Genomic DNA, 15757 nt, shown 5'->3' on the forward strand with positions numbered 1-15757 from the left:
TGGTTAACAGAGCGGCCTGTTTTTTTAGTGAGTCAGCGCCTGAAAGGGGTGCTGGAGCTGCGGGGGATCAGGCTGGGAATCACCCGACTGATGGGCGCATCGCCATGTGGAGGTGAAAGCAACAGATCCACTGCCAGCGAGGCGACATGATCCAACGGCACATGCACCGACGAAAGCGGCACCGGCAGGCGCGCTACCAGCGGAATATCGTTATACCCTACCAGCGACAGATCCTGACCAATTGCCAGGCCGACACGGTGTGCGGCAGCCATGACGCCTATCGCCAGATCGTCATTGATCGCAAAAATGGCGCTGGGGCGGTTTGTCGGCGTGAGCAGTGCCAACCCTTCCTTTTCTCCTGATTCAATACCAAAGCCTGACTCACGAATCCATTCGGGGCGTATTGGCAATCCTGCTTCTTGCATAGCACGCTGAAATCCCAGGCGGCGATCACGCGCACCTGAGGTGAAATGAGGACCAGCAATCAGACCGATATCCCGATGGCCTAAATCAATCAAATGGCGGGTGGCCAGATAACCGCCTTGCTCATCATTACCAATCGCCGAAGGACTGATGCCGTCGGTGCGCAGTACCAATACGTGGGAAATATTCTGCTGACGCAACTCAGCGGGTAATTGGTCGTCAAGTCGGCTGGTAGCCAGAATCAGGCCATCAACACGGCGGTCAAGCAACGATTCTACGGCCTGTTTTTCCTGGGCCGGATCATCGCCGCAGGTGGCAACGATAGTGAAATAGCCGTGCCGTTCTGCGGCGCGAAAAATAGCTTCATACAACAGAGCCATGACCATATCGCTTAAGCGTGGCACCAGTACACCGATAGTCCCTGTGCCGCCACGACGCAGACTGGATGCCATGATATCTCGTCGGTATCCCAGCTCTTGCGCCACCTGCCGCACCCGTTCTGCGGCTTTACTGCGCGAAGGGGGCAGACGTTCATCCAGTACGCGCGACACGGTAGACACACTCACACCGGCTGCTGTTGCTACGTCCTGCAGTGTTACCGGTTTATTGCTCAACTTCCGGTTTGCACCAGGTTGCGAAAATGCGTTTGAATCCATGTCGTCCTTAGTATTAAGTCAGTAGGGGAGTCTCCCCGATCAGACTCCGGGTGTCTGGGGTTATCCGCGTGGTGCGGATGGCGTAAGCAGCCAGGGAAACGGCTGTGTTAATGCCTATTTATTATGTAATGGCACCTGTGAATTAGCCATATTTTTGGCATTGTGCCGCAGATAGCGCTATGAAATTCACTGGATGAGAGACGCGCTGGATGAAGGGATGCATGACATCAGGGACTGTGTGCGAAGTGAAATACGGCGTCACGAAAGCGGGTTGCCCTCATTGTGTCAGAATATGTGGATGCCCACACCGGGTAGCGGCGGGCATCCACATAGTGATGGAGAGCATCAGCCAACGCGAGGTAGCTCAGCCGCGCGGATAGCGGCCATGATTTCCTCTGCTGCGCCCGCTTCGAGCGGCATCAACGGTGAGCGTACCGTTGCGTGATCCAGAATGCCCCGTGCTACCAGCGCATGTTTCAGCGCCACTGTCCCTTCCATATGCGAGCCGCGATGGTACACGCTCTTCGTGACTGGCAGCAGGCGGTCATGGATAGCGCGTGCAGCGGCGTAGTCTTTCGCTTTGCCTGCTTTAATCATTTCCACCAGCAGCTCCGGCGCAATATTGCCATAACCGACCAGGAAGCCATCCACATCAAATACCGTTGACAGCAGGTATTCGTCATGGCAACTCAGGATTTGCAAATCAGGGCGTTCGCGGCGAATGACCGGAATTTCAGTATCCCAGCGGCGCATGTTTCTCACCCCGTTCTTCATCGCAAAGACGCCGGGCTGCGCTGCGATATCCAGCATTGTCTCCAGGTTGTAGGTACATTTGGTCGCATCTGGATACTGGAACAGGATAAGCGGCAGACCGCTTTCCTCATACACATGGCGATATTTGTCCTGTGGCGCACCTTTCTGATAACCGAAACGCAGCCAACCGTGGGAAGGGTACAGCAACCCAGCAGACGCACCCGCTTTGACGGCACGTTTGGCTTCTTCCGCCGCTACTGCGGTTCCTTCCAGGGTAATGCCTGCGATAATCGGGATAGCGCCGTTCACTGCTTCGGCAAAGGCTTCAATGACTTTCATCTGCTCGTCTTGCGACAGGAAGGTACCTTCCCCGGCGTGGCCCAGCACGGTCAGGCTTTTCACGCCGTCAATGCTTGCCAGCCAACTCCCCAGTTTTTTACAAGCTGCGTAATCCACCGCCCCGTCGCGGGTGAAAGGTGTGATCGGTGCTGGGTTCAGGCCACGTAAATCGATATTGATGTCTTTCATAATGTCCTCTTTTTTTCTGTAGGGTATTTTCAAGTACATCGCAAATGAAACGTTTGCGGGAACGTTTGCAGTTTTTACCAAACCAGCAGATCCTGTCAAGGATTATTTGCGAGAGATTAGATCTGGGGTCTATTCAGCAACATGTCCCCGTGTGTGGACGGGACGGTGGCGCCGGATCATGAATTGCGGCGCTGGTTTCACGCCAATTCGCTGCAATGGGAAACCTTTGTTGGGATGTACCGTGCGCAGTTGCGTCAGCACACGGCGTGGCAGCCGTTGGTGGCGTTACTGCGTCAGGGGCAATCCATCACCCTGCTGTATGGCAGCCGTGATAGGGAGCGGAATCATGCGATAGTCTTGCGTGATTTTCTGATAGAACAGGTAACGCTTAGCGAACGCGGATAAAAGAGCCGTCTTGCTGACGGGAGAATTGTACCTGCTGACCATCCGGGGTATCGATTTCAAGCTGGCTCACCATGCCTTGCATATTAAGCTGCAACTGAACTTTCTGCCCGGCCCGCAGATTGCTAAGCGGCTTGCTTTGCCCCTCTACCTGCGCCATGGCAAAGACATCGTTGACGGGAAGATTGTTGTCTCGAAATAGCTGGGCCAACGTCTGGCCGGGGGCGATCTGGTAGGATTGCCAGTGGATGCCAGACGTCGCCGGGGGCGGCGTCTGGCTGGCGGTGGCCGTAGGGTCCACCAGTTGCGCCTGTATCGGCGCGGTCTGTGAGCTGAGCGGTACCTCTACCTGACGGGACGGCGTGGACGCTGGTGGCGAAACCGGCCACAGCAGCACCAGCAACAGCATACATAGCAAGATCAGAATGCAACGACGGTGAAAATAGGGCAGTGGTTCCATCCAACTGAAATCATCCGGCAGATGCCACAGGCGTCGTAGCCAGGATGATTGTCCGCAGCGACCCAGGTGGCGCAATGCTGTGGCCGTGGCAAGCGTTTGTGCCTCGTCTATGCGTTCTTCCGGCTCACCGGGACTCTCCTTACGTTGGCGCCACTGGGCTAACCAGTTCATGCAGGACTGCCACTGCGTCGGGGGATTCCAGGTGGATTGCTTTCTCCTGGGCGCGATTCTGCCCATGGTGACCTCTCTTAGAACCGTATTAAAGGTGAAAACAACCTAATTATATCGGCAATTGACGACAGATAACCAGTTAAGGCCATCGTCATTCGGCGTCAGCGCTGTAAACGTAAGCGTTTTGAATCGATAAGGTTGTGAGATAGCGACAGATTGTTTTACCCCCAATCGACTCGCTGTTATGCTGCGCTTTGTCACTTTTACAGATTTCTTATTTCACAGATTTCTGCTTTTCATTGATTTCTTATTTTACAGATTAAAAGGAACATTCATGACTACGCCTTCTTATGACAGCGTCGAAGCACAGGCAAGCTACGGCATTGGCCTGCAGATTGGTCAACAACTGCAGGAGTCCGGTCTGCAAGGGTTGATTCCTGATGCGTTGCTGGCAGGTCTGTGCGATGCACTGGAAGGAAAAGCGCCTGCGGTGCCGGTTGATGTGGTACATCGCGCGTTGCGCGAAGTTCATGAGCGGGCAGATGCTGTGCGTCGTGAGCGTCAGCGTGAGCAGGCGGCTGAAGGGCTGCGTTTTCTGGAGGCTAACGCCGCTAAAGAGGGTGTCAACAGCACCGAATCCGGCCTGCAGTTCCGTGTTCTGACGCAAGGTGAAGGCGCGATTCCGGCACGACAGGATCGGGTTCGGGTTCACTATACTGGTCGTTTGATTGACGGTACCGTGTTCGACAGCTCGGTACAACGCGGTCAGCCGGCGGAATTCCCGGTCAGCGGCGTTATTCCCGGCTGGATCGAAGCACTGACGTTGATGCCGGTCGGTTCAACGTGGGAACTCTATATTCCTCAGAATCTGGCGTATGGCGAACGTGGCGCAGGCGCGTCTATCCCGCCGTTCAGCACGCTGATTTTTGAAGTAGAACTGCTGGAAATTCTGTAAGTTTCTCCGCCGGGTTCACTCGTGACCCGGCATGTTTTCCTCTGAGTTCTCAGGCGCGGGTCGCGCCAGCTCCATGGTTTTTCATCGGCTATTCACCCATGTTGGCAGGCGAATCTTGTGTTGTGTAACGGTTCGATACACCTTGTAAATGTAGGCTGACGATTGTCTCGTTAGACTGAATTTCGCCAACGGTGCTAAAACCCGAATTGCTTTCCTGAAGTTATTAATATTTAGCCATTTTCTGATGGCGATTTGAGGGTGGCGCGCCGTATAAGTGAGTCATCCGCCGCATTGCGGTGAATCAGAGGTTAACAAAATGATTAAGCCACTTTTATTGGGTGCCATCATGACGGGCGTGCTGCTGTCGGCGATGCCTGCTGCACAGGCTAATAGCCTGAGTCTGGCGCTGCCGGGTGTGTATCTCCACATTGGTGATCGTGATGCTCGTGGCTATTACTGGGACGGCAATCGATGGTGTGATCCAGACAGCTGGTATCGTCGGCCCCATCATGTCCGCCAGGTTTATTACTACGACTATGCACCGCCACCCCCGCCACGTGTTGTGGTGGTTGAACCACAGCCGGTTTATGTCCTTCCTGCTGAGCCACGCGGTTATGGTCGGGGATGGGGGTGGGGACCTCACCACCACGGCGGCGGCCCGCGCTGGTAAACCGTGATTGATAGCGAACCTAAAATAAAAAACCGCGCCGGACAAGCGCGGTTTGGTGAGGGGATTATTTTTGCAGATCCAGACGGTATACGGCGAATCCGATATCGTCGTTACCCACCTGTGTCATCGGGTACTGCGATTTTTCCTTGATGAAGGTTGCCGCCTTTGGCGATGGCGAGGTTTCCACCCGGATATCCAGCGGAATATCGCTGACAATCTTCGCCAGACGCCAGTTGTTGTCTGCTGATGGGGTGACCTCGCCGGCTTTTTGGGTTTCAGAACTGATATAGGCGGCCAGTACTGCGCGGTTTTCATCCGGTGACGCGAACGCGACCTGTTTTTCACCGGTGCCGGCAAATTTCTCACCGTAGGCACGGTAGTTATTAGTGGCGACAAGGAACGTAGCCTGCGGATCGATAGGTTTGCCTTTAAAGGTCAGATCCTTAATGCGATGCGCATGACTGTTGATCAACTGACACTCGCCGTCATAGCGGGCGGGCTGAGTGACATCTATCTGATAGTTTACGCCGTCGATAACGTCAAAGTTGTAGGTACGAAAGCCGTCCCAGTTAATAAGCGATTGTGGTTCGCGTTTTTGCACGTCAATCTGGTTGAACTGACCGGCGGAGCATTCCAGCCATTCCTGCACTTGTTCGCCCTTAACTTTCACCACCACCAGCGTGTTGGGGTAGAGGTAAAGATCGGCGGCGTTACGGAAGGTCAACTGGCCTTTCTCCACTTCCACGTAACTCGCCGGGTCATTCTTGCGACCACCCGCCTTGAATGGCGCGGCGGCAGAGAGCACCGGCAGTTCCGCCAAATCCGGGTCGCCCTGAATAAAGTGCTCGACGTAAGCTTTCTGCGCATTATTGACTATCTGGACTGTCGGGTCGTCCTGAATCAGCGACAGGTAGCTGTACATGTTGTCGGAGGATTTACCGATAGGCTGGCTGACAAATTCACGGGTTTTCTGATGGGCATCCGCCAGTACGTTAACCAGTTGCGCATCTTCCGCCGCCAGTGATTTCTTCTGGGCTTTGTCGAAGATCGGGCGGGCTTCCGCCTTGCCTTCAGTGACTTTCCACTGGCCGCTGTCGTTATTTAGTACCAGATCGACGACCCCAAGGTGATCACCCCACTGGCCGGGCATGACGGCGGGAATGCCGTTCAGCGTGCCTTTGGCGATATCGGCGCCGTGGATGCTGGCGAAATCCTTGCCTGGGAACACTGCGTGGGCATGGCCGAACATAATGGCATTAATGCCGGGGATCTGGCTTAAGTAGTAGACCGAGTTTTCCGCCATCGCTTTGTATGGCTCTGCCGACAGGCCGGAATGCGCAATGGCAATCACCATATCCGCCCCTTGTTTTCGCAGCTCTGGCACCCATTTTTTTGCGGTTTCGGTGATATCCGCCACGGTGACTTTACCGCTCAGGTTAGCTTTATCCCACACCATGATTTGCGGCGGCACGAAACCGATATAACCGATGCGCAGTTCGTGGGATGCGCCATCCCGGTCTTTCACGATTTTCTTTTCGATCAGGTACGGCGTAAACAGCGGCTTACCGGTTTTGGCGTCCAGCACATTGGCGTTGATGTAAGGGAAATGGGCACCAGACAACGCATTATGCAGGTAATCCAGCCCATAGTTGAATTCGTGGTTGCCGATATTGCCGACCGAATAATCCAGCGTGTTCATCGCCAGGTAGACCGGGTGCACATCGCCCTTATGCAACCCTTTGGCCGCCATGTAGTCGCCCAGTGGGCTGCCCTGAATAATGTCGCCGTTGTCCACCAGTACGCTGTTGATGACCTGCCCACGGGCAACCTGAATCAGGCTGGCGGTACGGACCAGTCCGAATTTATCCGTTGGACTGTCTTTATAGTAATCGTAGTCCATCATATTGCTGTGGAGATCGGTAGTTTCCAGCACCCGTAAATCGACGGTGGCTGCCTGGGTAGCGGTAGTGATAGCCATCGCAAGCAGGCTCAGCACCAGCTTATGCTTCATAAAAGTCGCTCCTGTGACGAGGTATTGGCATGACGACGCCTGCACAGTCAGGTAGTCGTGCGTTGACTGGCGACGGGGCCAGAATGTATATCGCAGATTTTGATGAATATCGTGTTAAATATCAGCCTGAAGTGTGAAGCATGGCATAGAATTCCGGGTATAGAGATAAAAAGGGCCTGTGAGTATAACGAGGTGAAACGATGTTAGAGCAGATCTGCCAACTGGCGCGTGAGGCAGGCGATGCCATCATGCAGGTATATAACGGTCAACAACCCTTGAATGTGGCGCATAAAAAAGATGACTCGCCGGTAACAGCGGCTGACCTGGCGGCACACCGGGTAATTGCGCGTGGGCTGGCTGAACTATCTCCCGATATTCCGATGTTATCAGAAGAAGATCCGCAGGCGTGGTCCGAACGTCAGCACTGGCAGCGTTACTGGCTGGTAGATCCGCTGGATGGCACGAAAGAATTTCTTAATCGCAACGGCGAATTTACCGTTAATATCGCGTTGATTGATAACGGCCAGCCGGTGCTGGGGGTGGTATACGTGCCGGTAACCGGCGTAATGTACGCGGCGGCGGACGGCAAAGCCTGGAAGGAAGAGAAAGGGACGCGTCGCCCCATTCGGGTCAAAGATGCCAGGCCACCGCTGGTGGTCGTGAGCCGATCCCACGCTGATGCAGAGCTGGATGATTATCTGCGCCAGTTGGGGGAACACCAGACCGTATCCGTCGGTTCGTCGCTGAAATTCTGTCTGGTGGCGGAAGGTAAAGCGCAGCTCTATCCGCGGTTCGGGCCGACCAATATCTGGGACACCGCCGCCGGACACGCGGTGGCGCTGGCTGCTGGCGCACAGGTGCATGACTGGTGCGGGCGCACGCTCTCCTATTTGCCGCGTGAATCTTTCCTGAATCCGGGGTTCCGCGTGTCGCTATTCTGATGTGTATGTTCTGATGTAGATGTTTATGTTCTGATATATCGCTCTGCTGGTCGTGATGCGTCGGCCAGACTTTTCCTGATGTTATCGACGGCAGGCGGGTCGCCTGCCGTTATTCCTCCCTCCATGCCTTCATCTTTAACACGACTTACGACGAACTGTCGTTTTTGGGTCACATTCTCACGCTAGATTGGCGGCCTTTAATGCGTTCGCCATGGCATGTTCGAGTTTGCGGCATATCGCTCATACGGCAATAACTTGAAGGTTTATACTGATTTAAAAATTATGGCATTAGTCTGTTCTGTAAAATTATGTAATTGCCGTAAATAATTCTGTCATCGCGGGAACTAACCGCAGAATAAAAGCACTAATCAGTTGTACGTGATTGCTGCGCTGAGTGTCATCCGGCTCTCATTAGGGTTGGGGAGGCGCGGCGGAAAAAACGGGAGGAGAGGAAGACGATGAGGATCTTCGAGCGGTACAATCCCCTAAAAGTGGCCAAGTATGTGAAAATCCTGTTTCGGGGAAGACTTTACATTAAGGGTATTGGCGCTTTTGAGTTTGATCAGGGGCGTATCCTGTTGCCCAAAACACAGGATAAACAACATCTGGTGGTGATGTCCGAAGTCAACCGTCAGGTACTGAAGTTGCAGGCTGATCTGGGTTGATGGAACCGCCCCTGCGACAGGAAAACCGCCCACTACGGGCTAATGCCAGCCAGTTAAGCCACTGACTGGCTTTTTTTATGTGCTTTTTATTGTGTGATTTATATACCCAAAATAATTCGAGTTGCAGGACAACACGCTAGCGTGTTGCACAACGCAACGCGTTGGCCCGAAGGGCGAGGCCCATTGATGGGCCGAGTAACGTAGCCAACACACCTGCAACCTGAAGTATGACGGGTATAGACACCGTTTCCATTTTCTCAGTTCAGGTTCAGGTTTGTAATTTTGCGCCGCTATATGCGCTTCATCGGGATGATAGTTCGCATGAATGCATCAAAGTATGGATTTCATCAAGGCTCACGATGTCAGATGTTCACGTAATGTCCTTCCTGTATATTCCTGGCGAAAGAGTCCCCGCCGTCTTAATTCGGGAACGACCCATTGAGTAAAATCGTTAAATCCACCAGGCAGCCAGGGCGACATAATATTAAAACCATCCGTTGCGTTCTGACGGAACCAGTATTCCATCTCGTCTGCAATTTGCGAGGCCGTACCGACAAGCTGCCAATGGCCTCTTGCTCCTGCCACATGTCGGCATAGCTGACGCAGGGTATATCTCTCCCGCCTGGCCAGTTCAATGAGTAAATGACGACGGCTGTGACTGGCGTTACTGGCCGGAAGTGGTGGAAGAGGTGCGTCCAGGGAGAACGACGACAGATCCACACCACCGAGTTGTACCTGAAGAAGTGCCAGGCTGACGTCATCATCGATCAACGCCTGGAGCTGTTCGAATTTCTCCTGCGCTTCTTGCGTACTGCGCCCTACAAAGGGAAACAACCCTGTCATGATTAATGGGGCACTGCGTTCAATTGCCGCAGCCCGCTGATGAATATCCTGGTAAAAATCTTTTGCACTGGCGAAATCATGCTGTGCGGAAAAGATAACCTCACTGGTTCGTGTTGCGAGTCTGCGACCCGCATCGGACGCACCAGCTTGTACGATGACCGGATTTCCACCTGGACAGGCGGGAACATTCAGTGGGCCTTTTACCCGAAAATACTCCCCCTGGTGATTAAGGATATGAAGTCCGTCAACATTGAAAAATGTCCCTTGAACCTTGTCATAGCAAAATGCATCCTCATCCCAGCTTTGCCACAGTCCTTTGACGACATCAAAAAATTCCTCGGCACGCTGGTAGCGCTGATGATGATCAGGATGGTTTTCCAAACCAAAATTGCCAGCCTCAAACGGATTTTGCGACGTCACCAGATTCCAGCCCACCCGGCCTTTACTAAGATGAGCCAACGAGGCAAACTGCCGCGCCAGCATATAGGGACTGTTGTAAGTTGTAGTAGCCGATGCAACAAGGCCGATACGCGTGGTTACGGTACTCAAGGCTGAAATCAGCGTCAGGGGTTCAAACTGCCCCACATAGCGATGCGCTCCTTTACTGAGCACGTTCCAGTCATCTCCTTTAACGGCAAGGCTATCTGCCAGAAAAATAAAATCGAAGGCGGCTTGCTCTGCCTGTTGGGCAAATGCAATGCAGTGTTCGATGTTCACCCCAGCGTTAGCTGGCACGTCTGGATGCCGCCACGCTGCAATGTGGTAACCGGTCGGATACCAGAAAGCGCCAAGTTTCATCATCGGATTGGCTGTTTGCATATTTTATGGTTCCAGGTCAGGTGTGAGCTGGAAGAACGGAGCATTGATGACACTTTGCAAATACTCAGTCTCTTCATCACTGAAAAGGCCAACACCGCCCAGCAGAAACGTGCCTGCCGGGGTTGTCAGCAGTAAATAGTGCCGATGTTTTATCAGGTGCAATGGGTGTGGATAAGTATTCAGGTGAATACCGTAAACAGGGAAGGCAAAACGCATCGCAAGGCGAATAGCCCATGGCCTATCTAGCAGACTGAGTAGGCGCAGTGCCAGATTCCCCGTCTGACACGCGCGATCTAGTGCCTGTCTTAGCCGGTTACGCCAGCCGAGCTTACCTTCCGGGGAAAGAGAACGTATTTTTTCCGCCAGATGAACCAGTTCGTTTGGCGGTGACTGATTAAATTGGAAAAAGGCCGAGAGCAGTTTAGTTACCTGAGCGCCGAGTCCTTCATCATTAAGTGTTGTGGCCAGTGCATCGATATCGTTTTTATCCGTAAGCGTCATGCACAGACAATAACCATCGTAGAGATCCCGCAGCATACATTCCGGGCGAGTGGCTAGCTCCATAAAAAAAATGACGAGCATCATTCGGCTATCAGGTACGCAAAGCGGGAGCGACTCAATGCATTTTTTCACGGCGTGCTGACGCAACATCGGCCATGTGATCACATGGTGTTCGTCAACGGCAAACTGCCCAATGTGCAGTTCAATGCCTCCGTCTTCATTGCCATTACGATGAATGAAACGGGCCAGTCCTTGCCAACTCTGCTGCTCTTTTCGCCAGACAAACTGTGCCATAAAGGGTAAATGAAAGTCGCCATGGAGTAACTCGGTTGCTATCCGGCAGAATGTGCTGAAATCAGCCACTACTATGTCCAGGTCTTTGGCAAACCTGTCCATTTTTTCAGGGTAGAGAATTTCATGGCCAAACCCCTTCATCAACATGGCGTCAGCAGTCTGGCTAAACGGAGTGGTAATACGCAGAGCATCAAACCAGCTGCGTCGCTCCACTTCATGAGTGTGCAAAATGCTCTGATACTTTTCCGGCAGTGGCTCATCATGATACAGATGATAAAACGCGGCGACGTGCGGCAGGATTTTATGGCTGACAGCACAGTCAAGGCTAAGTTGCCACTGTTCGGTCGTCAGCGTTCGTGCCAACTCCTCGGTACGCTGGGGATCAAACAGAAAGCAGGTCAGTACACGATCAATATCGGTCCGTGTTGTTGTCATCGTTTTTCTCCCTTCAGGACATTTTCCAGCCATAGCATCCTGCTTTCCTGTAACGGCACACTGAGGCGCAACAGCGTGGTGGTTGTGTCGGCTTCTTGCCAAAAATGGTGGCGCTTTGTACCAATACCGAGATGACGGAGTGTCGTTTCCTCATTTGTCGGCAGAAAAAGGTAGGGCATTGCATTACTGGAAGGCATTACAGGCCACCCTTCAAACAACATGATCGCAGCCTGCTTTTGCTGTTGAATTCGCGCACGCAGCCACGCGGTGCTGTCCCCCATGGTCAACACATCGTGAACAATGCGCAATGTTAAAGAAGGGTTAAGCAATGGAGGAATGATTTCCCGTAGCGTCTCCTTTAGTGCTGGTGACGATATGCAGAGTCCCGTACGGAGACTGCCTAATCCCCACGCCTTTGATACCCCCCGTAACACGATGATATTTGGCAGATACGCCAGCAGATGAACCGCGCTGTAGGAGGGGGGCTGGTAGTTGGCATTAGATTCATCAATCAACAGAGTGATCCCGGCTCCCGCTAATGACATTCCCAGCTCATACACCGTATCAAGTGACATAAAAGTATCTTCCCGGACACCGGGACGCTCGATGAAAAACACATCCGCACCCAAGCTGATGGCCTGCTTCACACAGCCAGTTACGGTTTTTGCGCGGATTCGCCATACACTCCGGCCTGATTTCTTAAGCCACCAGGGAAAGTCAGGATAAATTTCATCGGCCACAGCGACACTGCCCTTTACGCTCAATGCCGGCAATACACTTAAGAGTTGAATCACTCCTGCGCCACAGGAGAGCGACAAGCCATCTTCTTTCACGCCAAAATAGCTACAAACTGCCGGGGTAAGACGCCGCTCTCCCCAAGGATCGTCTACGGCGTAATGCCAGATATCAGGTAACTTACGGTCAATTTCATGATACAAACTCTGCTCAATAAGGGAGGGAAGTGGCGGAGTAATAAAGTCACGTTCATCCTTTGTCCACGCCAGATTCAGCAACGTTGGCGTATCGTCAAGTGAGAGGTGACGATAAGAGTCAATAGCGCGATTTAACATTGTGCCTCCCATACCGCATAAAAGACATCAAGCTCATCTGCCTGGCGCGAGCCGTGCTCGTAGCACCAACCGATGGGCGCGATAAAGCGTTCACCGCGGGCGATAAGAAATAGATCTCCCGCTCGGTGTCCCACCTCGGCCAATTCCGTACCAGGCACGATGTCGGCAACATCGCTGAATGCCGTTATCAGAGCGTTCTGGAACGCCGGTATGTTCTCTTTAGCAACGTAAAACCAACGTGTTAGTCCGGCTCCTCCCATCGTCGCACCAAATTGATCACACAAAACGGCAATAAGGCGAGCCATCTCCTCATCATGGACAACAGGCACTAAACCATGATCGGAGTGCGCGATGACGTCATATCCCTGATGTGTCAGGTGCTGCGCTAGTTCATCAATGCCTTGCAGAAACGTTGTAACCAGGCTGTCGTAGCCATGGGTGTGAATGTAGTGATCGACATCAATAAACACCCAAATCAGGCAAGGCGTGGCTGACCGGGCAAGCGCCCGTTCGACAGCTGTCTCAACAGTCTCTAGTTGTGCCTTGGGATTCAATGGCGGAGTAAGCGTGAAAAAGGCCGTCGGATCGGTAAACTCGGCTCCTTGTAACAATGCGCGAGTCCAGGCTCCTTCAATGGGAAGCAGATCACCCATGATAGCCTGCGGTAGGTAGCCACTGCGGCGAGCGTCATGGAAAATGCTCTCCCCAGGAATCGCCAGTTTGTCTCCCTGATACTGGCAAATGTTGATAAGTGTCTCCTGCACACACTTGTCTTGAAATACTACGCCTGGAATGCCGTGTTCAGATACGCTTAAACCAGTCAGACTACTAAGCCAGCACGTTGTTGAGGTAGTAGGAAAAACGGCCTGCCAACGCTCGATAGTCGGTATGTGCCAGATCGCATCGGCCAATTTCCCAGGAATCCCATCTAACGCGAAAATAATCTGATGTCTGTTGCGTGGTAAGCGTGCGGCAATACGATGGCGAAACTGACGCAGGCTTAAAGGCACAGTGGTTTCCACGGTCATAAACTCTCGATTTCCTGTGCTGTTTGCGAAAATTGAGTCATCCATTCAATCAGCTCCGTTGCCCAGCCATGCACGGCAGTGAGGATAGTGCTGTTTGAGTCTGGACGTGCCGCCGAATTCTGAAAAAAGCAGAGTCCTTCAACTGGAGCGCCCAGGAAGGTCAACCGTCTTTCCACCCGGTTATCACAATCAATGGGATGAAAATCGGATGTTAAGTCAAGCGCGCCTGGAATGAAGCTCTCACCGCTCGCGCCACGGTTCTCCCATAAGCGAACCAGTCCTGCTGTCAACATGGAGGGGTAAAGCGGATTGTGTTGTCGGCGAGCGTCGAAAGGATGTAAACGAGCACAACACAAGTAATCGACCTGTTGGTGAAATTTTCGACCGACTAAACGGTATCCCTGGCGTTTTCCGGATGAGCGAATACGAGTAACTGCGGGAGCGATCATCACTCGCCCTTCACGTATCAATGTGCCCAGTTTCTCCATGGCTTCGATACCGGCACCATTAGACAGGCGATTATAGTGAGAGAGCCAATGTTGCATAAAATCCCGATGTGAGTCGGGTGTCAGGCCGCCAAAATCAGTGACGCTGGAGAACACTGCACGTAAATCACGCCACACACCATCACAGGCAGCCTTCATCGGATTCGAGAGATTTCCTTGTTCGGCATAGGCCAGATCTCGTTCCAGAGCCTCAAGAATAGCAGCCTTGTGCGAGCGGCCTGGCTGTGTTGTTGGGTGAAAAATTTCTTCCCAATCAAACAGATGATCGTTAATGTCGGGAGGGTGACGCCATTTGATGGCCTCAGGCGGAAGTGAGCGTAAACGTCTGATTGCGTCACCGGGTGCGACCGTCTCATCGGTCAACGTACGAAGAAAGGCTACCGCAGCCTCTTCAATGGCAGGCGTAGTTCGGGTTGTTACGGGACAGGCTGTTGTCAACGCTTGTGCCATCTGATGAAAACGCTGAGTCAATGTGGACAACAGGATGTCGATATCGCACTGAACACCGCGCGATGGTCGGGTCAGAAAATCTTGATAATGTACAATAAGCGTTGTACTAGCCTCCTGTACAAACCGATCACCAAGTAAGGTACGGTAATAGACCCACGCCATTTCCAGCACGATCAAAGGGAAAACATCGCGTTGAAAATCCAGCTGTCGGCAGATGCGTCCGTCTCTCTGAACGCTTGTTACACCGCGATAACGACGCAGAATGTCTATAGCATCAGGACAAAAAAAACGGGCTTGATGTGCATCTGCGGCATTTTTTTCATTACGGGGGCGGGCCGAATAGATCTGGCCGCTGCGACTAAACGCAATAATTTGTGCCGGTTCAGCACCGCAGGGGTGATAATGTAGCCCGCCATCCGCCGCGTTGACGAAATGCCCCCCTCGTCCTTCAGTAAGATGAAGACAAATGTCGATTGCAGTTAACCCCATGCCGCTCAATGCAACACGACTGCCTGGATATACGATATCCACTCTTTCCAGCGGATAAGCGTAAGGGATGTAGCGTAACCCGCGATGAAAACGAGCTTCTGCCGTTTTCCAGTGGGCGCGGCAGGGAGTATGCCCTGTGACAAATAGTGCATAATGGAAACGAAAGCCCGTCGGAAATCCCGTGCTATGCAGAACAAAAGCCTTATCGTCACGGCTGACACGGGTGACATCATCGCTATGGGTAGCAACGTCCACATTAGGCAGTTCTCGCAAGGCCTCGGAGTAAGCATCGAAATACTCGCGTAGCGCAAGGCCGTGCAGATAACGATGCGGCATATCGTGCGGCTGAAGATCAAACTGCTTATTACCCGTTTCGTAAAATCGCTGGCGACACCAGTGGTAAAAATTGAGACGTAAATAAGCAGGTAGCAAGGTATCTGTCGCGCTTACCGATTCATCGGCGGCAAACGCAATTTGATTGACCGGACGATTTAGATAACAGCTTTTACTTTGCAAATCACTGTGCGCCATCCCTGCGCCAAAACGTCCTGTATTATCGAAAATATGTATAGATATAGGGAACGCAGGAGGACTCGTGGTCAGCAGTGCCAGCAGACGCTCAAGCGCATACACCGAACGTGGGCCACCGCCGATAATCGCTACCACTACTTTTTCCATACATTCCTC

The 15757-nt window shown here is 52.8% G+C and carries 13 protein-coding genes and 1 pseudogene; 5 read left to right on the forward strand and 9 right to left on the reverse strand.

The features are described from left to right. Positions 1-32: 32 nt before the first annotated feature. Together Dpoa569_RS03735 and Dpoa569_RS03740 are read right to left on the reverse strand one after the other, a co-directional pair. A complete protein-coding gene (locus tag Dpoa569_RS03735) occupies positions 33-1079 on the reverse strand; it encodes a LacI family DNA-binding transcriptional regulator (protein ID WP_042872583.1) in 1047 nt (348 codons plus the stop codon). 345 nt (positions 1080-1424) lie between these two features. Next, positions 1425-2360 (reverse strand): dihydrodipicolinate synthase family protein, encoded by a 936-nt coding sequence (locus Dpoa569_RS03740; RefSeq protein ID WP_042872582.1) that lies wholly within the window; start codon positions 2358-2360, stop codon positions 1425-1427. A 165-nt stretch (positions 2361-2525) separates the two neighbouring features. Here Dpoa569_RS03740 and Dpoa569_RS03745 point away from each other — a divergent pair. Then, positions 2526-2765, forward strand: a pseudogene (locus Dpoa569_RS03745) (DUF488 domain-containing protein); the annotation flags it as partial. Here the strand turns inward: Dpoa569_RS03745 and Dpoa569_RS03750 are convergent. Then, positions 2749-3459 carry a LysM-like peptidoglycan-binding domain-containing protein gene (locus Dpoa569_RS03750; RefSeq protein ID WP_042872580.1) on the reverse strand — a complete coding sequence of 237 codons (711 nt, stop codon included), beginning with the start codon at positions 3457-3459 and terminating at the stop codon, positions 2749-2751. The pseudogene Dpoa569_RS03745 and the gene Dpoa569_RS03750 overlap by 17 nt on opposite strands. Positions 3460-3727: 268 nt before the next feature. Here Dpoa569_RS03750 and fklB point away from each other — a divergent pair, with 268 nt between their 5' ends. Together fklB and Dpoa569_RS03760 are read left to right on the forward strand one after the other, a co-directional pair. Beyond that, positions 3728-4348, forward strand: coding sequence for an FKBP-type peptidyl-prolyl cis-trans isomerase (gene fklB / locus Dpoa569_RS03755; protein WP_042872577.1), 621 nt, complete (start codon positions 3728-3730; stop codon positions 4346-4348). A 316-nt stretch (positions 4349-4664) separates the two neighbouring features. Then, positions 4665-5018: a DUF2502 domain-containing protein gene (locus Dpoa569_RS03760; RefSeq protein ID WP_042872575.1), complete on the forward strand. Its 354-nt coding sequence runs from the start codon at positions 4665-4667 to the stop codon at positions 5016-5018. Between the two features lie 64 nt (positions 5019-5082). On the opposite strand, the gene Dpoa569_RS03765 is transcribed toward Dpoa569_RS03760, so the two are convergent. Next, entirely contained in the window at positions 5083-7029 is a 1947-nt protein-coding gene (locus tag Dpoa569_RS03765; RefSeq protein ID WP_042872574.1) for a bifunctional 2',3'-cyclic-nucleotide 2'-phosphodiesterase/3'-nucleotidase, read from the reverse strand. A 200-nt stretch (positions 7030-7229) separates the two neighbouring features. Between Dpoa569_RS03765 and cysQ the strand changes: the two genes are divergently transcribed. After that, positions 7230-7970 (forward strand): 3'(2'),5'-bisphosphate nucleotidase CysQ, encoded by a 741-nt coding sequence (cysQ, locus tag Dpoa569_RS03770; protein WP_042872571.1) that lies wholly within the window; start codon positions 7230-7232, stop codon positions 7968-7970. Between the two features lie 458 nt (positions 7971-8428). Next, complete coding sequence (locus Dpoa569_RS03775; protein ID WP_042872568.1) at positions 8429-8635, forward strand: DUF1107 domain-containing protein; 207 nt, start codon at positions 8429-8431, stop codon at positions 8633-8635. Positions 8636-8989: 354 nt separating this feature from the next. Here Dpoa569_RS03775 and Dpoa569_RS03780 read toward each other — a convergent pair whose 3' ends face one another. The 5 genes from Dpoa569_RS03780 to Dpoa569_RS03800 are packed head-to-tail and all read right to left on the reverse strand — an operon-like array spanning position 8990 to position 15748. After that, positions 8990-10297, reverse strand: a complete 1308-nt coding sequence (locus tag Dpoa569_RS03780; protein WP_042872565.1) for an LLM class flavin-dependent oxidoreductase — start codon at positions 10295-10297, stop codon at positions 8990-8992. A 3-nt stretch (positions 10298-10300) separates the two neighbouring features. Then, the gene (locus tag Dpoa569_RS03785) at positions 10301-11527 is read right to left on the reverse strand and encodes a nucleotidyltransferase family protein (RefSeq protein ID WP_042872564.1); all 1227 of its coding nucleotides are present in this window, start codon (positions 11525-11527) and stop codon (positions 10301-10303) included. Then, positions 11524-12597 (reverse strand): aminotransferase class I/II-fold pyridoxal phosphate-dependent enzyme, encoded by a 1074-nt coding sequence (locus Dpoa569_RS03790; protein WP_042872561.1) that lies wholly within the window; start codon positions 12595-12597, stop codon positions 11524-11526. Before Dpoa569_RS03790 ends, Dpoa569_RS03785 begins: the two co-directional genes overlap by 4 nt. Then, the gene (locus Dpoa569_RS03795) at positions 12591-13625 is read right to left on the reverse strand and encodes an alkaline phosphatase family protein (protein ID WP_042872559.1); all 1035 of its coding nucleotides are present in this window, start codon (positions 13623-13625) and stop codon (positions 12591-12593) included. Before Dpoa569_RS03795 ends, Dpoa569_RS03790 begins: the two co-directional genes overlap by 7 nt. Then, the gene (locus Dpoa569_RS03800; protein ID WP_050569502.1) at positions 13622-15748 is read right to left on the reverse strand and encodes an FAD/NAD(P)-binding protein; all 2127 of its coding nucleotides are present in this window, start codon (positions 15746-15748) and stop codon (positions 13622-13624) included. Before Dpoa569_RS03800 ends, Dpoa569_RS03795 begins: the two co-directional genes overlap by 4 nt. Positions 15749-15757: the final 9 nt, after the last annotated feature.

This window comes from Dickeya poaceiphila (assembly GCF_007858975.2).
Taxonomy (GTDB): Bacteria; Pseudomonadota; Gammaproteobacteria; order Enterobacterales; family Enterobacteriaceae; genus Dickeya; species Dickeya poaceiphila.